Below are 25,017 nucleotides of genomic sequence, written 5' to 3'. Positions count from 1 at the left end.
ATTGATATAAAACAGATTCTTTTAAGCCAGCCCAGTCAATTTTGACTGGGCTTTTTTACGGGTGTGATTTGATAAAACAAGACGAGAGAGGGCCGAACTAAGAGGACGTTGCGATAGCAATGCGTGCCTTAATAAGGAGCATTTTAAAAGATAGGTATTACAAAAGTCGTTAGCCAATGGTAAAGCGGCTTCCGGTATAATAGAGAATAGGGGCCATATTCTAGACTGCTAGGCGGATATCCAACTCAATCGGCTTTGGCATGGCTAAGTGATAGCCCTGATACATATCGAAGCCTAAACTTTGCATCGCAGTCAGTTGGTGTTGGGTTTCTATCCCTTCGATGACCGTCTTCGCACCGATTTGGTTGGCAAGCTTAACTACTAACTCCATTTTTCGAGTATCACCGTTTTCAAAATCCAACATCACAGAGCGATCGATTTTGATGATATGAGGAGCGATATGGCGAACACGTTGCTCTGTTGACGCCTGTGCTCCAAAATCATCAACAGCGATTTGAAAACCATTATCCGCAAGTGAGTGGGCCGCGTTTTTTAAACGTTCTTCACTCTCTACATTAAGTTCGACCAACTCCATGACGATTTGTTCGCACGATAAGTTAAGCTCGTGAAGACGTTTAGCTAACAGAGTGTCTTTTACTTTTTCAGAGGCAAACAACTCACCAACGTTTGGAAGAACGTTCAAAAAAAGGTTTAAGTGACGGACCGTCGATTGTGCGAAGTTACGGATGTGAATGGCTCGGCTCAGTCTCTCTACGTTGATTTTGTCTGTGTATGAGGTTTCGTCTGAATGGAAGAAGTGATCTGGGCGAACGACATCACCTTTACAATTGGAAATACGAACCAAAGCCTCTACGCCTATCTGAGTCAAAGAAGAATCAAATATAGGTTGGTAGACACTTGTAAGTGTTAAGTCTTGGTATTTCGCAATAAACTGCATATCGGCATCCACAGATATACAACTAATAAATTCACTTCTGTCTGATAAAATCATAATCGCTAATAAAAGGTGTTTATTCAGTGACGAGAATATACGTCACAGCTGTCATAATATTGACAGGTGTTGATAAATTGTCAATTAATAAAAATTAATTTGTCACGGTAACATCTAAATAATTAAAATCAGCGAAAAATCAGGATGATAAAGGTCATTATGTATCAAGGATATATATTGCTTGGCTTGTTTAATAGGTTCAGTGAATTTGATGTCTGAGTAACCTATATCATATCAACCCTATCAATATAAAGCCTTAACACGTATACACCTGAAATAAATATGGTTAAAGGCTTACATTCTGGGGGAGTATCAAAATAATAAAATAAATAGATCTCCGTGTTTACACAAAAATGATGTCTGTCTCTCAAAATTAATATTGAGGTTGTTAAGTTATTAATTAGTAAACTGGAGAACTCGGATAATAAATGAGTGGAATATATGCCTTATTTTATAAAATAAAAGTGTAGGTATAATTATTTACGTTATATATCAAATTGAAAATTGGCTTGTATTTTACTGCCATTGTATTACCGCATAAAGTTGCAGATATTTACGAACTAGTTGTTGATTTCCAGAGCGTTTTAGCGGGTGAGCGAATCGGATAAAACACGGACTGATTTTGAAGTTACTATTTAAATCATCTGCGAATTGAGTATCACTCTCTCTTAGCGTGATACCTTGTAGGCTGTAGTCGCTAATCTGGTCTGGGAGTTCCCCCATCCACCAATGCAAGAGTTCACCACTGTTTTTGCTTCGACTTATCCAATGGTCGGAGACAATGATCAATAGGTCATTGGGTTGAATGGCAAATCCGTACTCTTGCTGCCAGTTGTGAATGTCCAGCATCAACTTTTTACGACAAGTCTTTCCTGCGCTCACCATATGGTGGCTAATCACCCAAACGGTACCAATTTCAGAAGAGATTCGGAAGTGTCGTGGCGTTTCACCAGAAGAGAGCATTTCTAGTGGGCTTACGTTGCTTACATGATTGAAGCTAACGAAAGTGTGCTCCATTCGTCTCGCAAACGCTTTGCCTATGTGATGTTCACTGATCCCTTGATTGTGTACGGTAGGGTAATGACGTTCACAAAGTTTCAAGCAATCGTCTTGAAACTGATTGACGCTTTTAATCACCAGATCTAATAACAATGAAGCCTCTTATACACGGTTGCTATCTTATTGATGGGCAATAGTACGGTAATTTCGGCGCCATTACCTATTGTCAAAGTGCGAGTTCTTGATCCCTCTATCAAAATTAACCATTACTGAGCGATTTTATGGATAGCACTGGCACTCTACTGGTCTGTAAACTAAATTATGAGGAATTATAGCTAGTTAGAAAACTTCAGCTGATTGGCAGAGTTGCAGTGAGCTAACGAAATTATAGCTTAGTCGGCTAATCAAAATTGTTCTACTTACTCTTTATTTGGAAACACCCATGACCATTCAATTAGATTCAAAGCAAAAATCCGAACTCACTCATACACTTCAAAAGTACCTACAAGATGAGCTCGATGTAGAGCTTGGTCAGTTCGACACTGAATTCTTAGTCGACTTCATCAGTAAAAAGTTTGGGGCGGTGTATTACAACAAGGGGATAGAAGACGCTCAAAAAGTGATGGAACGTAAGATGTTAGACATCTCAGATGAGCTCTATGAAATTGAACAAATCGTTGAAATATAACTTAGCAAGCGATTGTTCGACAAAGAAATTTGTCCATAAAGCAACTTGTTCAAAATTTTTGAATAACTCGTTTAATTTGAAATGATGTAACTAATGTAAAACTTGGTAAATAATATGTTACGCAAACTTGGTGTAGGGTACGCTTTTCAAAACTACACGACACGTTAACATTCGGAAGAGATGCATGAACAACAACGTCAAAAATTACAATCCTTTAGCAAGAGCAATGCATTGGATCTCAGCACTCGCAATATTTGGCTTATTTGGTGTAGGCCTATGGATGGTTGATCTTTCTTACTATAGTGAGTGGTACAAAACAGCACCAGACTACCACCGTTCGGTAGGCATTCTTTTGGCTGCCGTTACCGTTATCCGCTTACTTTGGAAACTAGTTACCGCGTCACCTAAAGTCGAAGGTAAAAGCTATGAAGTCGCAGCAGCTAAGATCGCTCACGGCTTTATGTACATTAACTTAGCGGTTTTATTTATTTCTGGTTATTTGATTTCGACATCAGATGGCCGTGGGATCGAGGTATTCAATTGGTTCACTGTACCAAGTATGGGTGAACTATTTGCAAACCAATCTGATCTCGCAGGAACGGTTCACTACTATGCTGCATGGGTACTGATCATTATGGCATCAGTGCACGCCTTAGCGGCGATAAAACACCACGTTATCGACAAAGACGATACGCTACGAAAAATGATAGGAGCTTCAAAATGAAAAAGTCAATTATCGCTACAGGATTAGCATTTGCTATGGCAATGCCTTTCGCTGCGAACGCCGCTGATTACGTGATTGATACAAAAGGTGCGCATGCTTCAGTTAACTTCAAAGTTAGCCACCTTGGTTACAGCTTTATCCAAGGTCGTTTTAACACATTCTCAGGTGACTTCTCATTTGATGAGAGCAACGTTGAAGCGTCTAAAATCAGCGTAACGGTTGATACAACTAGCCTTGATTCAAACCACGCAGAGCGTGACAAGCACATCCGTAGCGGAGACTTCATCGATGCAGGTAAGTTCTCTGATGCGACTTTCAATAGCACAAAAGTGGTTGATAAAGGCGACGGTAAACTTGAAGTTATGGGTGACCTTAAACTTCACGGCGTAACTAAGCCTATCGTTATCGAAGCTGAATTCATCGGTGCTGGCCAAGACCCATGGGGCGGTGAACGTGCTGGTTTCGTAGGTACAACTCGTCTAGAGCTTGCTGACTTCAACATTCCAGTAATGGGTGCTTCAAGCTACGTAGACATGGATCTACACGTTGAAGGTGTAAAGAAGTAATCTAGTTATCAATAATCGCTGATTGCTATCAACATATTTAGAAAGATCAAAATCCTAATCGATACGAGATAGGGCAGCTGTTAGCCGGTTACTTAGTAATATGGAAAGTAGCAAAGCAGCTAGAATATAGAGAAAGGCGCAAAGTTTTCACTTTGCGCCTTTTTTATTGAGGTAAATGGTCACGCGTTTAGATCTGTTTTGTGTCAAATCTTGAGTTGCGTTTTAAGCCTCCATGTACTTCTAGCCAGTCAACGTTGCTATGACTGAGTTATCAAGCTGAACTACTAATCCCTAATAGTTCAGCCTACGATTCGTTACTTTGTTTCTAATGAAACGCTTGCTTTGTAAACAGTCGCTAGTTAAGCCGTTTCTAGTTCAGCCTTTGGAACCACGTTTAGGCGGTCGCCATAGATTGGACGTAGTGCTTGCATAACTTCAGTGCGAGTCATCACGCCGACCATTACGCCATTTTCTAGCACTGGAAGCATATGTGGTTGGCTTACTTTCATCGCTTTTGCACGCTCTTCTAAAGAAAGAGAAGTCAGGCGAGTGGCGTAGCCCATGCTTGTTGTCGGGTACAGTTGTTCTTTATCGATACATAGGAACTCAGCAACATCGACCAGTTTGTCGTTTGCATCAATAGCCACTACGTCACGGCTCATTAGGTCTACCACTTTTTGACCTTTAGTCGGAATGTAGTCTTGGCACCAAAGGTCAACCATTACGTCGTGAACAGAGAGGATACCTACTAGGCGGCCTTCAACATCGCAAACAGGAGCGCTAACAAGTTGAGCATCTAAAAGTGAATCAATCGCCACTGAAGTAGGCATTTCTACGCTCAGTGTAATTGGTTGAGTGTTCATGATTTGCTTGATAGTAGTTGTAGTGTTCATAGTGGTTTCCTTAACTGACGTAATTTCTGTTGTTTGAGTTATTGCTGTAATTTTTGCTGCTTTAAGCTGCGGGCGACGGTAGATACTCCAATTGGCTAAGCCGACCAATACCGCACCACCTACAATGTTGCCGAATGTCACTGGTATTAAGTTTGCGGTGACAAATTTCATGATGTTTAGGTCTGCGTATTGGGCTGATGTTGCGCCAATTTGCATCCAAAAACTCTCTGGTGCGAATGCTTGAATCGTGATGCCTAGTGGAACCATGAACATATTCGCCACACAGTGTTCAAAGCCTGAGCTAACGAACATCGCAACGGGTAACACGGTCATCATTGCTTTGGTCATGGCGTTAGCAGAGCTGAACGTTAACCAAATAGCTAAACACACCAGCAAGTTACAAAGCACACCCAAAGCAAACGCTTGAACAGGGCTGTGATGTAGCTTGTGTTGAGCAATGTTAAGAGCGTTTAAGCCCCATTGCCCGCCATCCAGTTGATATAAGCCTGCTGCGCTTACCAAAGCTAGTAGGAACATGGCACCGATAAAGTTGCCTACATATACCTTGCCCCAAATAGACAGCATCTTGGTGAAGGTGATTTGCTTGTTAGCCCATGAGATGCTTGATAACACCGAACTGGTAAATAGCTCGCCACCGCAAATCACAATCAGGATTAACCCCATGCTGAATGCAAGACCACCGGCTAAACGACTTAACCCCCATCCTGCATCAGCGCTACCTGTGGTCACCGTGATGTAGAATAAAAAAGCAAGCCCGATGAATGCGCCAGCCATGATTGCCAAACTCAATGTCATGCTGCTGGTTTTGTTTGCTTTGCTTAATGCAAACTTCTCGGCTTCCGCCATCATTTCTGTTGGTGAGAACAGTTGCTGATTTTCAGAAGTGCTGGTTGCCATATCCCCCCCTTGAACAATCCGTCATGTGTAATTCCTAGTCTTAGTAACTTGGTTAATCCGTAATGGTTAATCAGTAATGTTTTGCAGGGCTCGTTGTGTCCTGCCATTCCAGATTAGGGTGTTGAAGGGTAGAGGTAAAATTGATAATTTTTAGAAACCACATCAAATTTATTGATATAGCTTGGGTTAGGCGTAGAATGAAATTGATTGCTCATCGGCTTAACAAAAAACGAGCAACAGGACACAAGTTATTAAAAGAATTAAGGATAGATTTTGCGTTATTCATTAAAGCAACTCGCCGTCTTTGACGCGGTAGCAGATTCGGGAAGCGTAAGTCAGGCAGCTGATAGGCTTGCATTGACTCAGTCGGCGACAAGTATGTCTCTTGCACAGTTGGAAAAAATGCTCGGCAGGCCTTTGTTTGAAAGGCAGGGCAAGCAAATGGCGCTCACTCATTGGGGCATGTGGCTGAGGCCAAAAGCGAAGCGTTTACTGCAAGATGCACAACAAATTGAGATGGGATTTTACGAGCAACATTTATTGAGTGGAGAGCTCAAACTCGGTGCGAGCCAAACCCCGGCAGAACACCTGGTTCCTGACCTCATCAGTATTATTGATAACGACTTTCCTGAGATGCGAATCTCGCTTGGGGTACAAAGTACCGATGCGGTTATAGATGGCGTATTAGATTACCAATATGACCTTGGCGTTATCGAAGGTCGCTGTGACGATAACCGAGTTCATCAAGAAGTGTGGTGTACCGACCATTTAACGGTGGTTGCATCGGCTCACCACCCATTTGCAAAGCGTGAACGTGTCAGTTTGGCGCAACTAGAACAAGCGAAGTGGGTATTGCGTGAACATGGTTCAGGTACCCGCAAAGTTTTTGATAGCTCTATTCATCATTTAATTGGTGATCTTGATGTTTGGCGAGAATATGAACACGTTCCTGTTTTAAGAAGTTTGGTTGCAAACGGCCCATATTTGACGTGTTTACCTTATCTCGATGTCGAGCAGTTTGTTGAATCTGGCCAGCTCGTTACTTTGAATGTTCCTGAGCTTGAAATGGAACGTACGCTTTCGTTTATTTGGCGTGCGGATATGGCAGAAAACCCACTGGCTGAATGTATTAAGCGAGAAGGCAAGCGCATGATGAAAGGTAAGCCGTCGGTTCTTTAGCAGATATTCGATAAACCACTGATAACCTATTGTGTTGAATAAGCGATACCGGTCTCCAACTGGTGATAAATGCACATCCGCGTACATTATTAATGTGATCATGATCGGCCAAAAGAAGGCGTTCTTCCCATAATATGTTTACTTGATTTTAAGTGAGGCTAAATCCGGTGCGATGAATTTCGTAATTAGGCTTTAGAAATAGTATGAGTACATTAGTCGCGATTTCATTAACAACAGGTATTTTGTCAGGTCTATGGGGATGGATAGCTATCTCTTTCGGCTTGCTGTCATGGGCCGGTTTCTTAGGTTGCACCAGTTATTTTGCTTCGCCAACGGGCGGTGTTAAAGGACTAGCAGGCAGCTTACTGACCAACATGACAGGTGTATTCTGGGCAATGGTGATTATCGAAATCTCAACCTTCGCAGGGTTAGAGATTTTAGGCTATATGATTACTGCTATTGTGGCTTTCTTTATGTGTATTCAAGCCAAACAAGCGTGGTTAGGTTATATCCCAGGCACCTTCATTGGTTGCTGTGCGACGTTTGCTGCAGGCGGTGATTGGCAACTTGTCGTGCCATCTTTACTGCTTGGTGGTGTCTTTGGATACTTGATGAAAGCAACGGGGCTATGGCTTCACGAAAAATCGACCCAATCTTCGGAAGCGGTTGAACAACACGCTAAGCAAGCGAAGGCTTAATTCGTTAACCTAACCTTAGTTTAGTCACTGTGAACTCTTGCAAGATAACCCCCAATTAATTTGTATATCGATTTATACAGGCACACCACTTGGTGTGCCTTTTTTGGTTTTGGTTCTTTAATCAATTCAAGAAATTATCAACAGAAGAACTAATAGCACTTATCAGATAAGCAAGAAGCTAGGTATTTCCGTTTGCCATGGTGATCACGCGTTTCAAAGTCCATCTCAACAACAATGGAATACAGTCTTGTCCTTGATTCTCACAATGAGACACGATCGCTAAAGCCAGGTCTGGTTTTGCGTGTTTCTTGAGAACTTTAGCCACAACTTTTTTCGCTGGAATAGGGTGATCATAAGGAATCTTAACCATGTCTCTGAAAAAGTTCTCAAAACCATTCATGTACAAGTAGTGCTCGATGTCTCTATCAGGCAGTTCTGTGAGGCGGTGTCGCTCTTGATCGTTTCCAAGTTTAGATAACACGGTTGCGGCATACTTTTTACCGGCAGCATCGCCATCGGTGACAACATGCCAATCTATTCCAAACTCTTGCGCGACTTTGATCAGTGCCTTGAGTCCTGATTGAGCGAACTCAATAATTTGCACACCTTCCGCAGCAAGGTTATACCCACATTGATTGGCTAACTCGTTAAACAACCATACTTCGGTCTCACCTTCTACTAACAACCAACAACGAGCATACAGAGCACCGGAACGGTGGAAACGAATATGAAAACCAATTCGACGAAGTTCATCTTTGCTGAAGTGGTTCATGTTGAGTTGGTTGGCAATGGTTTTATCCGACTGACGTACCAAACGACGAATCGATTGAAGTGGCACAGCAGCAAGTAGATCGCCACTGTTGGTGGTCAGGATTTTCTGCATGGGCAGCTTTTGCATCAAGCTCCAAGCCCTTGCCAAGTGCGTTGGGTGTAATCGACCTTCTGGATCCTCAAGGATCAAAAGAGGGCGAGCACATCTTCTTAAGTCATTTGGCCCTTTTGCTTGCAAATAGGCATTAAGTAACCCCATGAATAATAAGCGAGTTTGTTTGTTTTTGGTCTCTTCGACCAATTGATGAATGCTTTTGTCGTTCGCACCAGCTGAGTAAAGTAACCCATCACGCGGTTTTCTCGGGTTTTTACGTGAGACACTCTTAAATGAGAAGTAGTGTTCTATTAAGCTTTGCATCGACTCAAGACTACTGCGCATTTCACCTTTATTAACATGTCCGGGTATCGCCATAAGGCGACGGCAGGTGTTGTCGATGCGCTTTTCTATCCTTGCCTGACGCCCATTTCCGTTATTGCCGTTTCCATTGCTGCCATTACCATTGGTTGTTTGACTCTGGCCGTTACCATTTCCATTCACATTATTAGCGTGACCGTTACTAGTATGAACAGTGTTAGTGTGAACATTACCCGGTAGGTGAGCATTGTGGTTAAGGGAATTGCCGTTGAAAGGGCGGTCGAAGTGCCTTGCATCTCTTAAACGAATCACAGGGTGTAAGGTCATTAATTCTTGAGCGAGCTTTTCTGAGTGATGAAGCTTGAGAGGGTTTCCGTCCAACCCCAAAAATGCATAGTGTGTGGTCGTTTCATACTGTTCTAATGTGGCACTGATTCGATAATAGATACGAAAAACACCAAACTCGTCTTGAACCCACACCGGTTTGAGTTTGCGATAACGTCCTGCATTTAGCTCACTTTTATCGTTGGCTTTTAATGCGAGAACAATTTGAAGGTGTTGAGACTGTGGATGTGAAACCGAGTAATCAACATGAAAATCAGTCATTTCGAAGTGATAAGGGACACCGTCGGATGGGAGAACGACGGAAAGGGCATCCAATAATGAAGACTTACCCCAAGTATTTTCACCAATCAGCGTGGTTAGCTCGTCAAACGCAAGAGACATGCGCTTAATACCCCGAAAGCCAGAAATCTCGATTCTTTCTAGTTGCATAGGCTTACTCCTAACGGAAGGCTCTGCTAATTGTTTGAAAGCTAACAGATATCTTTAATCATAATCGAAAAATACCAATCTGGTATGTTCACCTGTCACAAAATCCGCTGTTTATTAATACGCTGCAAAACGAGATTTTTGATCTATCTCGAGTATTTTTTTGCAGTGCAGTTTCATAAAATTCACGATTCTGTCATGATTCTCGACCTAGTATGAAGGGACAAAGAGAGAAGAAAATATGACTAAAAAGAATAAGCCGACAAAAATAGTGTTGGCACACATCAACGACACCCACTCATACTTTGAACCAACCTCATTACAGCTATCACTTAAAATGAACAACCACATCATAGAACCTTATGTGAGCGCTGGTGGCTTTGCTCGAATTTCAACACGTTTCAAACAAATAGAACAAGATGCCCAGCGTCAGAAGGTTGGAACCCTGTTCCTGCATGCTGGTGACTGCTTTCAAGGCACTTTGTACTTCTCCTTATTCAAGGGAAAAGCCAACGCAGATTTGTTGAATGCCCTTAATATAGATGCCATGACACTCGGTAATCATGAGTTAGACATGGGTAACGAGCCCGTTGCGATTTTCGCTAAAATAATTAAATTTCCATTGTTGGCCGGTAACTGGAATCTATCGAATGAGGATATCAATAAAACTCATACGTTAGCGGACAACGAAATTGTTAAGCCTTATCTAACTGAAACACGAAGTGCTTCGTTTATAACGAAAGAGTTTGATGGCGAGAAGGTCGCAATATTTGGCTTAAGTATCGACAAAATGGCTGGCATTGCTAACCCTGATATCGATACTCCGTTTGAAAATGCAATAGAAACCGCAAGAACTACGATAGAACAGATTCATCAGGCTGGCATCAACAAGATTGTGTTGCTTAGCCACCTTGGTTACGAAGCTGATTTAGAGCTAGCGGCCAACGTTTCAGGTATTGGCGTCATTGTTGGAGGGCATAGCCACCGTTTGCAAGGCGACTTCTCTGATATCGGCTTAGTCAAAGACGATGACTACGGTGTGAAAGTCGGTGACACCTATATTGTGCAAGCGGGTTTCCACGCCATGAGCCTAGGACACTGCGAAATCGAGTTCGATGCTGAAGGCAAAGTGACTCACTTTAACGGTAAGAATGAACTGCTGTTAGGCCGTCGACTGTTTATAGACGCGAAATTGAGTGAAGTCGGGCAAGACGATGCCCACGACATGGCGTGTGAGTTTTTAAACAATCACCCTAATATTGCAGTGTGTAAAAAAGATCCTGAGCTGCAGAGCATTCTGACGGATAAATACCAGCCGAGAGTTCGAAAACTTCAACAACAAGTTATTGCTCATGCAGACACAACACTGCGCCACATACGTATCCCGGACGAGAAAGGCCCGAGCCAACTAGCGCCCTTGGTTGCTCAATCATTTCACTACTTGATGAATAAGAAAGGACATCAAGTTGAATTCGCTATCCACAACTCTGGTGGAGTGCGAAATTCACTCAATAGTGGTGATGTATCCGTTGCCGATATTGCCGGAAAACTACTACCGTTTGCCGTACCCATTGGTGTGTATGAAGTAAAAGGTGAAACGATCGCAAGCATGCTCGAAGGAGCAATCAACAATGCATTGGATAATGGTGTTGTGGGCACGGGTTCAGGTAGCTTCCCTTATACTCATAATCTAAGGTTCTGTTACCATAAAGAAGCGCCTATAGGGCATAGGATTCACCATTTAGAAATTCACTCTGAATCATCGGGTTGGCAAGCTGTTGTGCGTGACAGTATTTACCGAGGCGCGTCGTCAGCCTACACCATGAAAGGAAAAGAGGGTTATAACGCCGTCTTAGATATGATAGGTGATGGCGTGGTGACGACCGATTCAATGGCAGACTGTTTTATCGAGTTTCTACAAGAATACCCAGAGTCTCTTAAACACAATGAACCGCTGAATTGCATGGAGTGTTTTAGATAACTAGCGCCAATGCTTGCACTTAACATTATTAGTTCTAGCTGTTTATAAATTTGGCACTGTTTATGCTTTATTCCTGCAGGTCACACTTCTTGTGGAGATAAGCATGGATAAGAAAGATTGGTTAGATGCAGTAGCGGTGGTTGGTTGGGTATCGGTTTGGTCTGCGTTAGTGTATTTGATACCGACTGCAGGATTGTAATTTACGCAAGATTGTAATTTACGCAAGATTGTAATTTGCGCAGAATTATTACTTGATCGTTTTGCAGTGTAACTAAGCAGTGCCATCGTGAATTTGGTTAGCGGATTTATTCTTAGAATCAATTCGAGTGTCTATTCGACAGGGTGGCATCAATAAGAAAGGAGCATTTGCTCCTTTTTTGTATTTCTAGTGCAAATTTTAATAGACGAAACACAAATAGGGGAATATTATCCACGCGTTTGGGGAGTAGTTAGCGCAAGTTTACATGTCGTCATCTCGTTAGGCTAAGAGCCTATCCGGTATGTAAAGGTGAAATCCCGTATTTCACTTCAACGAGACCAACGCAATCACAGTCAAGATCCGTCGTGGAACTTGATATGTTTTGTTTGCGGAAGGTCTTTGTAAAGTTCTTCCGCCCGGAGGAATAATGAACTCAACTCAATCTCTATTATCTACAAATAGTGAATCCTTTTTTTCATCGCCAATCATGACGACTTATGCGGGTTTTTTCCTGCTAACAGTGATTCTCGTCTCTATTGATATCTATCAGACTCGTGGTGGGAACGTCACAATTAAAAAAGCGGCGGTCTGGAGTGTTTTTTGGTTTGTACTTGCATTTTTGTTTGCTGGTTCTATTTACTTATTCTGGGACATTTATGCGCCGAATAGTGACTACACAGCGCAAAAAGCAACCGTGTCATTCATTACGGGTTACTTGCTAGAAAAATCACTCAGTGTAGACAACCTATTTGTTTTCGCGATGATTTTTGCTCAATACCAAGTTCCTGAGCATCTAAGACCACGTGCGCTTCTTTGGGGCGTAATCGGTGCATTGGTACTTCGTGCAATTATGATCGCACTAGGTGCACAGCTGTTGGCTGAATACCACTGGGTGCTTTACGTGTTTGCTGCGTTCTTGATTGGTACAGGTATTAAACTGGCGTTAGACAAGGGCGAAGAGGAAAGTGTAAATACACTACCGGAGAAGTTACTTCGTAAAGTGATGCCGGTAACAGAGGATTTTCATGGTCCTGCATTAATGGTTAAACAGGGTGCAAAATGGGCATTCACTCCAATGATGTTGGTGATCGGTGCGATTGCAGTTATGGATGTGATGTTTGCATTGGATTCTATTCCTGCGATCTTTGCGGTAACACAAGAACCTTTCTTAGTACTTGCTGCAAACGTATTTGCGTTACTTGGTCTCCGTTCTTTGTACTTTGTACTGCAAGGCATGATGGATAAGTTCATTTATTTGAAGCCTGCACTGGCATTCATCATGGTCTTCATTGGTGTAAAAATGCTACTGGTTGATAGCGAATGGGCTATCCCGACGTATTGGTCGTTGGCGGTGCTGATTTCTACCATGACGGTTGCGGTTATAGCGTCGATTTATGCGAAGAAGCCAGGCATTGAACAAGTGAATTAGAAACAAATATAACTTATCGAAAAGTTTATAATCGGTACGTGGCCGATGAAGTGGGAAATTTATTTATGTAAAATTTCTGTGACATTGGCCACTGTGATTTGAAGGGTATTTGTACTAAATGCATGATTTTAACGCCATTGTGAATTTATAGTCACCATTTGTGAATATGTATTTCCATGCATTGTTAACGGTTTGTTTTATTAGAAAAACTAATCTGAATGTCCAAATTTAGTCATTTTTTAACGTGTAAAAAATCACCTATTATTCTTGTCATCAGAACGAACCACTTAAACAAATTTATAGAGAGGCAATCATGGCTCAAGCAATGCAAATGAATACTATCGCTGTTCCTAACTCTATGGATAAGAAGACCTACTCGGTTAACTTCAAAGGATTGATTGCACACATTTTCGATATTCTTTTTGTAGACAACTCTCCACGCAGTTACTACTCAAGCGACTTATCTGGTCACATGCAACGCGATATCGGTATCAACCGTTAATTTGAGCGTATGCGCATAGAATTAAAGAAATATAGAATTTAAAAACGCCAGCTTCTGAAGTTGGCGTTTTTGTATCTGAAAGAAAACTTTATCTCTGAAAGACAAATCTTGAGATAACTTCATATTTGGATGTGTTTTAGAGGGGCTTAATCACTGAAACACGGAAGAAAGGGGCGATTTAGTTACGTAATACAGCTGAAATACGTTAATATAGCGCGCTATTATTTTAGCTTTGAGTTCCTGCAATTAATGACTAACACCACAACACCAACCAACTTCTCTGATCTTGGCTTAATATCTCCTTTGATGGCTCGTCTTACCGAGCTTGAATACCAACAGCCAACGCCTATCCAAGCGCAAGTTATTCCAAGTGTGTTAGCAGGACGCGACCTAATTGCAGGTGCAAATACGGGTTCAGGTAAAACTGCAGCATTTGCACTGCCGCTGTTACAACAAATCCATGAAGATGCGCCTTTAGACCGCAGAGCAGGCAAAGGTAACTTTGTGTCTGGCCTTATCTTGGTTCCTACACGTGAGCTTGCTAAGCAAGTTGCCGATAGCGTTAAGTCTTACGCAGCGCATTTCAACGGTGCAATTAAAACCGTTTGTGTATTCGGTGGTGTATCGGTAAACACTCAGATGCAAGCGCTACGTGGCGGTACAGATATCTTGGTGGCAACGCCGGGTCGTTTGCTTGATCTGATCTCAAGCAACGCTATCAAACTCGATAAAGTAAAAACGTTAGTGCTTGATGAAGCTGACCGTATGTTGAGCCTTGGCTTTACAGAAGAACTTGATGCGATCTTGAAACTTCTGCCAAGCAAAAAGCAAACTCTGTTGTTCTCTGCGACTTTCCCTGAGCAAGTTAAAACGCTGACTCACGAATTACTGAACGACCCAATTGAAGTCCAACTTCAAAGTGCCAATGCGAGCACACTGGTTCAGCGAGTATTCGAAGTCGAAAAAGGCCGTAAGACAGCTTTGTTAGCTCACCTGATTCAACAACACGAATGGCGACAAGCTCTGATCTTCGTGAATGCGAAAAACAGCTGTGAGCATTTGGCTGATAAGCTTTACAAGCGCGGTATCATTGCGGAAGTATTCCACGGTGATAAAGGTCAGGGTTCACGTACTCGTATCCTAGAAGATTTTAAATCTGGCGAAATTGACGTTCTGATCGCGACAGACATCGCAGCTCGTGGTCTGGATATTGAAAAGCTTCCTGTAGTAATCAACTTTGACTTACCACGTAGTCCATCAGACTACATGCACCGTATTGGCCGAAGCGGTCGTGCAGGTGAGGTTGGTTTAGCATTATCTTTGATCGATCACGAAGACTACCATCACTTCACTATCATCGAGAAGAAGAACAAAATTCGTCTTGAGCGTGAGCAAATCGAAGGCTTTGAAGTGGATGAAGAAGCAACCGCTGCACTTGTGGCTGCATTAAAACCCGTTGCGCCACCGGCTGGTACAGGCAAGAAGAAAAAGAAGAAAGCACCTAAAAACCAAGACGTTTGGTTGAGAAATAACTAAATTAAGAATGATTAGATAGTAGATACAAGAAAGGCGCTCAATAGAGCGCCTTTATAATATCTGTCGAAAGTAAAAAGTAGTTACTTCTTACGGCAGAACTCAGCGATTACGTACATTGATTGACCGCCGTTTGTTTTACCAGAAACAAGCTTAGGATCGTCACCAACGCTGATGCCACGGATAACAGTACCTTGCTTAATCACTTGGTTAGTCCCTTTGATTGGCAGGTCTTTGATTACTGTTACGTCGTCACCTTTTTTAAGCTCAACGCCGTTTACATCAAGAGGCTTATCATCAGCAGACATGCCGATTTGTGCCCACACTGATGTTTCTTCTTCAAGGTACATCATGTCTAGTGCGTCTTGAGCCCAGCTTTCAGTGTTCAGACGAGTAAGTTGACGCCATGCCGTTACTTGAACTGGTGCCTCTTGACTCCACATGCTGTCGCTTAGGCAGCGCCAGTGGTTGATATCTTTAGGTTCGTCAATCTCACCAAGGCATTTGTCACATACCATGATGCCGTGATCCACTGTTACGTGGCTGTGTGGCGGCACTGCGTACGCAGTAAGAGAAGAATCAGAACCACATAGTTCACATTTAGATTGGCAGCGTTCTAGCATAGTAGCTTCAGAAGACATAATGGACTCACATTTATTAGGTATTAATTACGGGGCTATTATCCACTTTATTTACAATAAAGAAAGAGGTCGTACGGTATTCTGTCTTGATTAATTTTAGCCGAGATCAACCATTTGTGTTTTAACGTTTTATGCAAACGGTTAACTAGGGATGGTTAGTTGGTGATAGAAACAAAAATGCCAGCGGTTAGGCTGGCATTTGTTTAGTTGCAACTATTTCTTATTCCAAGAAGGAATCAGTAATGGATGCTGAAGTTAACGCGTTGTCTATCAAGAAGTCTACAGCTTGTGTCTGCATGCTTACATGATGACCGGCGTCCAAAGGCGTTGGTGTAGTGGTATCTTGCGGTATTACAAACGTACTGTGCGCAGCAACATCACTGAACTTAACAAAGCTCTTAGCACCATCAACCGTTAGTTTTTTTGAATTAATCTCTGTTAGGCCCAGCTTAGTTGCTAACGGCGTGGTTCCCGCGAATGGAGCGTTTGCGACTGTGTTTGGTACTGTATCATCACCTTGTACTTGCCCCATATAAATAGGCAGAACAGGTGAGCCAGAAGCAACTAGATAAGCAGCATTGGTAAACGGATCAACGGTATCTAACACAGTTTGCGCAGCGTAAGCGAACTGTTGAAAAGCGGCTGTCATGGTTGCTTTCTGTGCTGCAGTCGCGTTTGCTTCAAATGTTGTGTAACACTGTTTACTAGAGAGGCTTCCACAGTTCGCGGTTGCGAAACCTGCGTATTCAGTTGAAGCGCTCAATGCAACGCTGTGCTTAACTTGAGGGCCAAACTCTGTAGAGCCTAATAGAAGGTTCGATATCTGCCCCCCAGAGTTTTCTATAGCAGCCGCACTGAATGAGTAAAGTGAATCAGCTGGGACACTCCCGAGAGTACGGTTAGAGGCTGCAACTGCAGTCGTTCCAACAATACCGCCGAGCGAGTGGCCTAGGAACTTCACTTGTGAGCCTTTGGTTAAATCAAAACCTTTAAGTGGTGACGCGCCTAACAATGTTGCTTGTGATGAAACAGCTAAAGCTGCGCGTAAGCCCATAACATCAAGTGCACTTTGGCGAACATTGTCGCGAGCGACGGGTAAGTTCGCTAAGTTTAGATAAGCCAAAACGTCAGCATTTGCCGAACGAGTATCATCCAAACTGCGTGTACCGTGGATCGGTAGGTCAATGGCCAATACTGCTACACCCGCTTTTGCAAGGTTGTAAGCGAACGCATAAGCGTTTTCTTTCGCTGAGGTGATGCCGTGTTGGTAGATCACAACATTAGTAGGATCAGAACCATTTGGCGTAAACAGTAAGAATTCGACGTCTTCTAATGATTTAACTTGAGGAACAGGTGAGTATTTGGTGATGACTCGCTCGCTATCAATTGCTGAACCATCTTTTAGAGTCAGGTTTAAACCAATGAGTTTAAGCTGCTCTGTTTGACTCGTCGCTAATATACTTGCATCAATACCAGCAGCAATAAGCTGAGCGGCCATGTTCGCCTGTTCTGCACTATTACTTAGGGCATTTGAAACCTTAGCTAGGCTAGGCATACCTGATTCAAAGGGCTGAGAATTCCATTTACTGCTGCTTGTTTCTAAGTAGTAAGGTAACTTAACCGATCCTTGACTTACATTGACATCTGCACTTGATGCATCGTACATCGCCCCGATTGCAAATTTGGCTTTGGCAATCTTAGTTGCGTCACCACCACCAATGTATTTGTCAAAATCAGTGTCATTTGCTAATGCTGTTTTGAATGTTACCGCAGGAAGAAACGACATAGTGTAAGCGGCTTTTAGGTCAACCGAATTAGGGTTTGCACTGCCTTTCCATACACCATTTAGGTTCGCAGAAGCCAACCCGGTCGCTGTTGCTGCTTTTGTTGCGAAAAGGGAACCGCCAACCGATTCGGTGGTAAACCACGTAGAGTAGATGATGTCTTTGTTATCAAGGCTAACCTTGCCAGCGGCATTCGCCCCTGCAAAGATTTTCTCAACACCTTGAGTTACTTTTTGTGCCTGATCTAAGCTACCGTCAGTATAGGTTACTGAGCTTGATTTCAGAGCCGCGTAGCTTGACGACATACCTACCGGGTCGCCATTAACATCGGTCAGTTCATTCGACAGTGCCAACACGTATTCGCTTGATGCATCGAGTGAATCTTTAAATACAATAGTAAAGGCATCCGTTGCAGCGCTAGATAACACATTAAAGTGCGTACCTAGAGTCAACACGCCTGTAACCGTTGGTGGCGTTGTAGATGTGAGTGAACTGCTAAGTTTTAGAATGTAAACGCCGCCAGTCGCGACACCGTCGGCAAGGCCTGTACCTTCGAAATTCATAATGATTGGCATCGAAGTAGACCAACCATCCATGGTGTTCATTGCCGCAATTGGATTAGTTAACGAATCTTTGCCACCTGTTGGTAACCCGAGAGTGCCATCCGTCGTGTCCATCAGAGCGAAGCTTGGTAATGGAACTGCTTTGTTAGCACCACTTAGGTGGAACTTAATACTCGTTGTGCGAGCAAGTGAATCTTGAATGTACTGCTCATATTTAACGGCGGTTGAGGCACCTGAACTCGAAGAGTCATCACCACAACCAGCAAGAAACATCGCTGAAGCAAGCAGCGAAACACTAAATAACTTTTTCATGTTTGAATTCCGTTTAGTTAAAGGTGTAGTTCAATTGAATTGCAGATAGGTAAGCTACTGCATCGCCTGAAAACTCAAGCTTTTGACCCAGTTCGTTAGTTTCAGTGAAATCACCATCTTTACTTTGTACAAGTGCAAAGCCAGCATCAATAGAAAGATCTGGGCTGTATTGGTAAGTCAAGCCAGTGCTGTACCAGTAACGATCGCTATCTGGGATGCTTAACGTTGCTTGACCAGCTTGCTCGTCATAAGCAAGACCCGCTCTTAGTGTCCACTCTTGATTCAACTGATAAGTCGCACCCAACGAGTAGCGGTTGTTATCCTCGTAGTGTTCTGTCTTTTTAAAACACACACCATCTTTACAATCTGGACTGGTCGCTTTAAGTTCTTTAAAGCTGCTCCAACCCGTTTGTTGCCAACCGTAGTGGATAGCCCACTGATCGGTCAGTTGGTGGAAAGCCGATATTTCAATAATTGAAGGTAAGGTAATTTTTAAGCGGCCAGTCGTTGCAGTTGCGCTACCTTGTACTATTCCACCGGTGTAATCTTTGAAATCACCATCGTCAAAATCAAGATCAACTTCGGAACGATAAGCGATAGAAAATCGATTGTTTTCATTTAATTCATATAAACCACCTACATTCCAACCAAATGCGAATGTTTCACCAGTCATACTGATTAACTTCGTCGACGAAGGATCACCAGTAACATTTGAAATAGCACCTTGGTGTCGGTTGAGTTCAGCTTCTGCATAAACAAGGTTTACGCCAGCGCCGATGCTGAATTGGTCGTCGATTCTATACGCTACGTTTGGGTTTAAATTGACAGACATGAGTGATGTATCACCGGCTAGATCACCTGCGTAGATATCATCTGGGTAATCGGTAGCAACACCGTAGTTGGAAAACATACCAATGCCCCAAGCCCATTGCTCATTGATTGGGCTAATGTAGTAAGCACCAGGTACAATCTGAAGGGGAGCGACGTCTTTAGATGTCTGACTTTGCCCGCCAGAACCTGGAACATTGTTTTGAGTAATGTCTACTTCTGGATCAACGACAGAAACCGCGCCTGAAAATTGGGCTGTATCAAATAGGGTCATTGCAGCGGGGTTTCTCGCAAGTACACTCGCGTTGTCGGCAACTGCACCTTCACCTGAGAATGCGCGTCCAAGGCCTGAGGCAGAGTGCTCAGCAACTTGGAAACCAGCCGCAAGTGAATTACATGCAAATAGCACAGAAAGCGAAACGAGAGAGCGTTGTATTGTTTTCATCCTTGACCCTCCTAGGGCATCAAATCTCATTCTTATTGTTGAAAACACAGTGAGCATTCTTATTAGTGATGCTCCAATGTAAATAACATGTTAAATTCATGTTTCATGTAAAGTCAAAGAATGAGTTATCATTTTGTGAAGTTATAATTTTGAGGGGCGGGACTTTAACATTTATAATATGCATACAATCAATGGTTTATTCGTGGTTGGAGGTGTGACCAGAATGTTTATGCGCATTATCGGAATAAATAGTGTTCAATTGCTTAAATATGTAACAACTTTGTTTGTGTTTACCGTTAATCGCTAAATCGGCATAATACGGTTTCATTTACGATGGCATTAAATTGGAATTTAAGTTTGGAATTACTCGCGATAGAGTTTCTTGGAAAACCGCTTCGTTTAGAAGGTTCAATGGCTGGTTGGCAGCAGCTGTTCTGGGATAATACACTTGTGTCTCAACTGGATGCGACCTCAGAGCACGATAATGCTCGAACTCACTCATTCATGTTGCAATCTGGCGAGGATGCGTTGCAGTGTCACGTCGAAGCGTCAGTTCAATGGCAGCCATTTGAGATGTATTACAAAGCCTCCGTCAATGGTCAAACGATTGCCGAAGGTAACCGCGACACTAAAGACATCGAGCAACAAACTCCCGTTGTAGCACCTAAACCTGAGAAGCGTTTTAGCTTAATTGGATTAGTGTCGCTTGGTATGAAAGCATTAAAAAGTGCCAAGCTAATCAAAGTCGTACTTGCCTCAGCGAGCTTGGCTGCGTATTCATGGCTGTTTTCAATTCAATTTGCTTTAGCTCTAATCGCTTGCCTTATGTTCCATGAATACGGCCATATTAGAGCGATGAAATACTTTGGCATGAAGACCAAAGGCATCTACTTGATACCATTCCTTGGTGGTTTAGCGTTATCCGATGAGAAGATCAATACGCGCTGGCAAGATGTAGTTATCTCAATCATGGGACCATTGTTCGGATTGATATTGTCTTTGGTGTTTATGGTGTTGTACTGGATCACTGGCGAGATGTTCTTTGCTGGGCTTGCGGTATTTAACGCGCTATTGAACTTATTTAATCTATTACCGATTTTGCCTCTCGATGGCGGTCATGTACTAAAAAGTATCAGCTTCTCAATGAACAGTGTGCTTGGTATTGTACTTTGTGTGGCGGCAGCTGTTGCTGGCGTCGTGTTGAGTTACCAGTTGAATCTGACCTTGTTTGGCTTCTTATTGATTATGGGTAGTGTGGAAATACTGTTCGAATGGAAAGGGCGACATCATAGCCACTTGTTACCGTTAGATAAATATGGACAAGTTGTGTCTTTTGTATGGTATGTCGGGTTAGTGAGCAGCTTGATAGGCGTTATCTGGTATTTCGCATCGACGGGTGATCAACTATTAAGCCTACCATTACAAATTCTAGGCACTTAATGAGTTAATGATCTTTATTCGAAGTTTGAATAACTAATTAAGCTGATTAACTTAAAATGCCCTAACTAATATGTTTAGGGCGTTTTTGTATTCGAGGTACGGAGAGAACTTCGGATTACACTTTGCAATTTGGCCTTGGAGAACCCGATTGGGGAAGCGTTTTTATCGTCGCTTGCAGATCTTTGATACGCGTACTGTGTGAAGGGTGTGTAGAAAGCAGTTCTGGGGGCTGATTACCACCCGATGCCTTCGCCATGTTTTGCCATAGGTCGACACTTTGGTTGGGATCGAACCCAGCTCTAGCCATATACTCTAGGCCAACAACATCGGCTTCAGACTCTTGAGTTCGCCCATACGGTAGAATAACGCCATACTGAACGCCTAAACCTAAAGCAGCCATCGTCATACCTTGATATTGGCTGTATTCTGATGCGCCTAATGCGATGCTAGTAACCGATAAACCAGTGTTAGCGATTTGAGACTGAGATAGGCGCTCGTTACTGTGATCTGCTAAAACGTGCGCCACTTCGTGCCCGATAACTGTCGCGAGTTGGTCTTGATTAACCGCTACCTTAAGCAACCCGGTATATACGCCAATTTTTCCGCCTGGTAGGGCGAATGCGTTTACTTGGTCACTGTCAAAGACAACAACTTCCCATTCACTAAAACCTTGTTTAGGAATATATTGCGTGATGCTGTTCGCTACGCATTGTACATAAGCGTTCGTTTTCGCATCTTTGCTGATGGGTTGTTCTTTCTTCATTTGTTCAAAAGATTGTGCTCCAAGCTGAGACATATCTTTATCTGAAAAAAGCAGTAATTGATTTCTGCCTGTTGGGGAAGCGCTGCATGCACTTAGCCCAGCGAGTGTAAGAAGCGAGGCAAACTTCATCCATGACGTCATACAATATCCTCTGTGTATTCGGTTTTTATGCATGTTAACATCAACTTGTGTAATAGCTAGTAGCAGTAAGATAACTCTTTCGGGAGTAATCCCTGCAGTAATGCTAACGTTATTGGTTTTATCAACCTATTAACGATGATAAAGCTATCAGCTCGAATAAAAGCGATTAGCGATAATAAAACTGCACACGCGATAACAAAGCCAATAATTAAGGAACCTACATGAGTATTTGGAAAAAGCCCGTTGACCTAGAGATCTTCAACGCGACCTCAAAAAATACCTTAATTGAACACCTCAGTATTGTATACACCGAGGTCAACGACAACTCTTTGGTGGCAACTATGCCGGTTTGTCATTTTACCCACCAACCTTTAGGTATGCTCCATGGCGGCGCATCGGTTGTGTTAGCAGAAACGCTTGGCTCATTGGCTGCTAATTTTTGCGTTCCAGAAGGCTACTATTGCGTTGGGCTAGATATCAACGCAAACCACGTTAGATCCATGCGCGAAGGTCATGTTGTCGGTACTGCTGAGCCTATTCACTTGGGTGTCTCTACCCAAGTATGGCAGATAAACATTACTGATGAGCGTCAACGCTTAGTCTGTACAAGCCGTTTAACTATTGCCGTTAAGAAACATAAGCGATAATAGATTAAGCATTAGTTGGCTGTGTTTGTATTTATAAGAACTAGTCTGTATTTAAAAATAGTCCGGGAAATCCATGGTCATAACGTTTAAAAGTGGAAAAATCATCGCAACCGCACATGAGCTTGTCGTTCGTTTGGATGGTGAGCACAGAGTAACGCTACAAGCTCAAGTTGATGCAATCCAACTGATAGGAAAAGGGGCAAATGTCATTTCAGCCAATGGTTCTGAATGCAAGTGGTCGATAAAATTGGACAACGAACAGCAGCTTCGAGATATTGCCAATGAAATCGGCTGCGATGTGATGTAATCGTATACTGCAAAAGTACTTAGACCTTCTATTTGAATCAAATCTTAGGACACCATACCTAATAAATCGCAAGAAAATCACATCAGTAAGATTGATTTTAAGTCTTAAAATAGGGAAACTGAATTCAATGTCCTTTGAATAAGTTTTCCTCTTTATGAGCAGCCCAAGACTTCGCGTTCAATTTGAAACCCTGTTTGAATACTTCGATGGTAAAGATTCTGATGTTCAGCTCGATGACATTACGGATGTGCTTTGTTGTACCCGTCGTAATGCCCGGATGGTACTCAATAAGCTTGAAGAAGAAGGATGGGTTGAGTGGTTACCAGCGGCTGGGCGAGGCAAGTTATCTCAACTTATTTTTAAGCAGAATCGTTGCGATGTCAGTGAAAACTTAGCAAGACGCTACTTACAAGAAGGTAAAATTGGACAAGCGCTGTCAGTGCTTGATCACAATGCAGCTAAGCTGACTCAGGTTATTCAAAATTACTTGGGTGTGCAATACCAGGAAGGTGAGCAGGTTATTCGTTTACCTTATTACCGACCGCTTTCTATGCTTAACCCAACAAAGTCGATGCGACGATCTGAACAGCATATTACCTGTCAGGTATTCAGTGGGTTAACGCGACTGGATGAAAACGATCAATTGCAGCCTGATCTTGCTCATTCATGGCAAAAAATCAGCGATTATCAATGGCGATTCTTCTTGAGACCCGGAGTCCGTTTTCATAACGGAGAGCCTCTGTTAACCAACCATGTTGTGGATACGCTGCTAGCACTGGAACCTCTCAATATGTTCTCACATATAAAAGACGTGTCTTCTCCGGCAAACTGTGTGGTTGATGTCTTTTTAACGCGACCAGATAAACACTTCCCACTCGCTCTGACTGAATCGGTTGCCAAAGTCACCTTACCGGTGATTTTACGTGGCGAAGACTACGATATTCGACCGATTGGTACAGGCCCGTATTGCATTGAAAAGAATGATGATAAACAACTCGTATTAACGGCTTTCAACGGATACTTTGGTTTTAGGCCATTGATTGATCGTGTTGAGGTTTGGGTTGTTGATGAGGCGTACTCTTCAATGGTTTACCCAAGTCTTTCTAAGCCTGTAATGGCTGACCGTGGCGATAGCGACGAAGTTGAACTTGACCCCGGTTGTACTTATTTACTGTTGAATCGAAAAAAGGGCATCGCACAAGATCCTGCATGGGCGCAATTTTTATCTAATACTTTGAATGCGGCCGATCTGTTTGTACACATTCCGAAAGAAACTGTTATCGATTTGGGAGTGTTACATGCTTATGGGATAAAGCCCGGTTGGTATGATATCAAGTTGAACACGCCGGTTTGTCCACCAGCGAATGCGAAACCAACCATTAGATTGGCTTACCAATGCCAGCACCCAATGTTTCCAACACTTGCGAAGGCTATTGTTACTGTGTTGAAGCAATATGACGTCGACGTTGAACTTTATGGTTACGAAACCGATCCTCCATACGCCGATAATGTCGATATTTGGATTAATCCAATGGGTATCGCCAACAATAGAGATGACGCGTTAGCGGGTTGGTTGATGGATTACAGCTTTCTCGATGAATCTAGTCCGGCAGAAGACTTCGATCAATGGTGTCACATGATCGATCGTTGGCGCTCGGGCGAGTTTGAGCAATTCCCAGCACGACAGTTAGGTAAACAATTGGTGCAAAGCAATCAATTGATTCCAATGTTCCACTGTTGGTTAGGGGTTAACAAAGATCAATGCGGTACGCTGCAAAACGCCAAGTGCAATGCACTGGGTTGGTTTGACTTTAGCCAAGTTTGGGTAAAACCGGACGTTGACTAAGACCAGAGATAACTTGATTAGG

General features: G+C 42.8%; 21 protein-coding genes. 13 read left to right on the top strand and 8 right to left on the bottom strand.

The genetic code is table 11. The annotated features are described in order from the left end of the window. Positions 1 to 220: 220 nt before the first annotated feature. Both Q5H80_RS18055 and Q5H80_RS18050 read right to left on the bottom strand, forming a co-directional pair. Positions 221 to 958, bottom strand: a complete 738-nt coding sequence (locus tag Q5H80_RS18055) for an EAL domain-containing protein (RefSeq protein ID WP_304569460.1) — start codon at positions 956 to 958, stop codon at positions 221 to 223. Positions 959 to 1,528: 570 nt separating this feature from the next. Further along, complete coding sequence (locus tag Q5H80_RS18050; protein WP_304569459.1) at positions 1,529 to 2,164, bottom strand: hypothetical protein; 636 nt, start codon at positions 2,162 to 2,164, stop codon at positions 1,529 to 1,531. Between the two features lie 289 nt (positions 2,165 to 2,453). Between Q5H80_RS18050 and Q5H80_RS18045 the strand changes: the two genes are divergently transcribed. The 3 genes from Q5H80_RS18045 to Q5H80_RS18035 all read left to right on the top strand — a co-directional run bounded on the left by Q5H80_RS18045 (position 2,454) and on the right by Q5H80_RS18035 (position 3,989). After that, a complete protein-coding gene (locus Q5H80_RS18045; RefSeq protein ID WP_017059821.1) occupies positions 2,454 to 2,699 on the top strand; it encodes a DUF2164 domain-containing protein in 246 nt (81 codons plus the stop codon). A gap of 184 nt (positions 2,700 to 2,883) precedes the next feature. Further along, the gene (locus Q5H80_RS18040) at positions 2,884 to 3,423 is read left to right on the top strand and encodes a cytochrome b (RefSeq protein WP_304569457.1); all 540 of its coding nucleotides are present in this window, start codon (positions 2,884 to 2,886) and stop codon (positions 3,421 to 3,423) included. After that, a complete protein-coding gene (locus Q5H80_RS18035; RefSeq protein ID WP_304569456.1) occupies positions 3,420 to 3,989 on the top strand; it encodes a YceI family protein in 570 nt (189 codons plus the stop codon). The genes Q5H80_RS18040 and Q5H80_RS18035 overlap by 4 nt, the downstream gene beginning before the upstream one ends. A 359-nt stretch (positions 3,990 to 4,348) precedes the next feature. Here Q5H80_RS18035 and focA read toward each other — a convergent pair whose 3' ends face one another. Beyond that, positions 4,349 to 5,800, bottom strand: coding sequence for a formate transporter FocA (gene focA / locus Q5H80_RS18030; RefSeq protein ID WP_009845303.1), 1,452 nt, complete (start codon positions 5,798 to 5,800; stop codon positions 4,349 to 4,351). A gap of 273 nt (positions 5,801 to 6,073) precedes the next feature. Here focA and Q5H80_RS18025 point away from each other — a divergent pair, with 273 nt between their 5' ends. Next, entirely contained in the window at positions 6,074 to 6,979 is a 906-nt protein-coding gene (locus Q5H80_RS18025) for a LysR substrate-binding domain-containing protein (protein WP_009845304.1), read from the top strand. A gap of 203 nt (positions 6,980 to 7,182) precedes the next feature. Next, on the top strand, positions 7,183 to 7,677 hold the full coding sequence (locus Q5H80_RS18020) for a DUF1097 domain-containing protein (RefSeq protein ID WP_304569454.1): 495 nt from the start codon (positions 7,183 to 7,185) through the stop codon (positions 7,675 to 7,677). Between the two features lie 178 nt (positions 7,678 to 7,855). Here the strand turns inward: Q5H80_RS18020 and Q5H80_RS18015 are convergent, their stop codons facing one another. Beyond that, positions 7,856 to 9,637 carry an ATP-dependent endonuclease gene (locus tag Q5H80_RS18015; RefSeq protein ID WP_304569453.1) on the bottom strand — a complete coding sequence of 594 codons (1,782 nt, stop codon included), beginning with the start codon at positions 9,635 to 9,637 and terminating at the stop codon, positions 7,856 to 7,858. 238 nt (positions 9,638 to 9,875) lie between these two features. Here Q5H80_RS18015 and Q5H80_RS18010 point away from each other — a divergent pair, with 238 nt between their 5' ends. From Q5H80_RS18010 to Q5H80_RS17995, 4 genes are all read left to right on the top strand, one after another. Then, entirely contained in the window at positions 9,876 to 11,615 is a 1,740-nt protein-coding gene (locus tag Q5H80_RS18010) for a bifunctional UDP-sugar hydrolase/5'-nucleotidase (protein WP_304569452.1), read from the top strand. A gap of 626 nt (positions 11,616 to 12,241) precedes the next feature. Then, complete coding sequence (locus tag Q5H80_RS18005; protein ID WP_304569451.1) at positions 12,242 to 13,243, top strand: TerC/Alx family metal homeostasis membrane protein; 1,002 nt, start codon at positions 12,242 to 12,244, stop codon at positions 13,241 to 13,243. Between the two features lie 313 nt (positions 13,244 to 13,556). Next, positions 13,557 to 13,745 (top strand): hypothetical protein, encoded by a 189-nt coding sequence (locus Q5H80_RS18000; protein WP_009845310.1) that lies wholly within the window; start codon positions 13,557 to 13,559, stop codon positions 13,743 to 13,745. Positions 13,746 to 13,994: 249 nt separating this feature from the next. Further along, entirely contained in the window at positions 13,995 to 15,281 is a 1,287-nt protein-coding gene (locus Q5H80_RS17995; protein WP_304569450.1) for a DEAD/DEAH box helicase, read from the top strand. Between the two features lie 80 nt (positions 15,282 to 15,361). Here the strand turns inward: Q5H80_RS17995 and Q5H80_RS17990 are convergent, their stop codons facing one another. The 3 genes from Q5H80_RS17990 to Q5H80_RS17980 all read right to left on the bottom strand — a co-directional run bounded on the left by Q5H80_RS17990 (position 15,362) and on the right by Q5H80_RS17980 (position 19,851). Then, the gene (locus Q5H80_RS17990) at positions 15,362 to 15,919 is read right to left on the bottom strand and encodes a PhnA domain-containing protein (RefSeq protein ID WP_009845316.1); all 558 of its coding nucleotides are present in this window, start codon (positions 15,917 to 15,919) and stop codon (positions 15,362 to 15,364) included. A gap of 220 nt (positions 15,920 to 16,139) precedes the next feature. Then, on the bottom strand, positions 16,140 to 18,578 hold the full coding sequence (locus tag Q5H80_RS17985) for a VolA/Pla-1 family phospholipase (protein ID WP_304569449.1): 2,439 nt from the start codon (positions 18,576 to 18,578) through the stop codon (positions 16,140 to 16,142). A 13-nt stretch (positions 18,579 to 18,591) separates the two neighbouring features. Then, complete coding sequence (locus tag Q5H80_RS17980; protein WP_012600660.1) at positions 18,592 to 19,851, bottom strand: outer membrane protein transport protein; 1,260 nt, start codon at positions 19,849 to 19,851, stop codon at positions 18,592 to 18,594. A gap of 357 nt (positions 19,852 to 20,208) precedes the next feature. On the opposite strand from Q5H80_RS17980, the gene Q5H80_RS17975 reads away from it, so the two are divergent. After that, positions 20,209 to 21,291, top strand: coding sequence for a site-2 protease family protein (locus Q5H80_RS17975; protein WP_304569448.1), 1,083 nt, complete (start codon positions 20,209 to 20,211; stop codon positions 21,289 to 21,291). A 115-nt stretch (positions 21,292 to 21,406) separates the two neighbouring features. Here Q5H80_RS17975 and Q5H80_RS17970 read toward each other — a convergent pair whose 3' ends face one another. Next, the gene (locus Q5H80_RS17970) at positions 21,407 to 22,195 is read right to left on the bottom strand and encodes a M48 family metallopeptidase (RefSeq protein ID WP_304569447.1); all 789 of its coding nucleotides are present in this window, start codon (positions 22,193 to 22,195) and stop codon (positions 21,407 to 21,409) included. Positions 22,196 to 22,416: 221 nt separating this feature from the next. Between Q5H80_RS17970 and Q5H80_RS17965 the strand changes: the two genes are divergently transcribed. The 3 genes from Q5H80_RS17965 (at position 22,417) to Q5H80_RS17955 (ending at position 24,995) form a co-directional block, all read left to right on the top strand. Next, positions 22,417 to 22,842, top strand: coding sequence for a hotdog fold thioesterase (locus tag Q5H80_RS17965; RefSeq protein ID WP_304569446.1), 426 nt, complete (start codon positions 22,417 to 22,419; stop codon positions 22,840 to 22,842). 73 nt (positions 22,843 to 22,915) lie between these two features. Then, positions 22,916 to 23,149 (top strand): DUF3389 domain-containing protein, encoded by a 234-nt coding sequence (locus Q5H80_RS17960; RefSeq protein ID WP_009845322.1) that lies wholly within the window; start codon positions 22,916 to 22,918, stop codon positions 23,147 to 23,149. Positions 23,150 to 23,303: 154 nt separating this feature from the next. Beyond that, entirely contained in the window at positions 23,304 to 24,995 is a 1,692-nt protein-coding gene (locus tag Q5H80_RS17955; RefSeq protein WP_304569445.1) for an SgrR family transcriptional regulator, read from the top strand. Positions 24,996 to 25,017: the final 22 nt, after the last annotated feature.

Origin of the sequence: Vibrio sp. SNU_ST1, from assembly GCF_030563405.1 — a bacterium.
Lineage (GTDB): Bacteria > Pseudomonadota > Gammaproteobacteria > Enterobacterales > Vibrionaceae > Vibrio.
The sequence above is the reverse complement of the archived record's forward strand: the minus strand, read 5'-3'. Positions and strand labels throughout refer to the sequence as shown.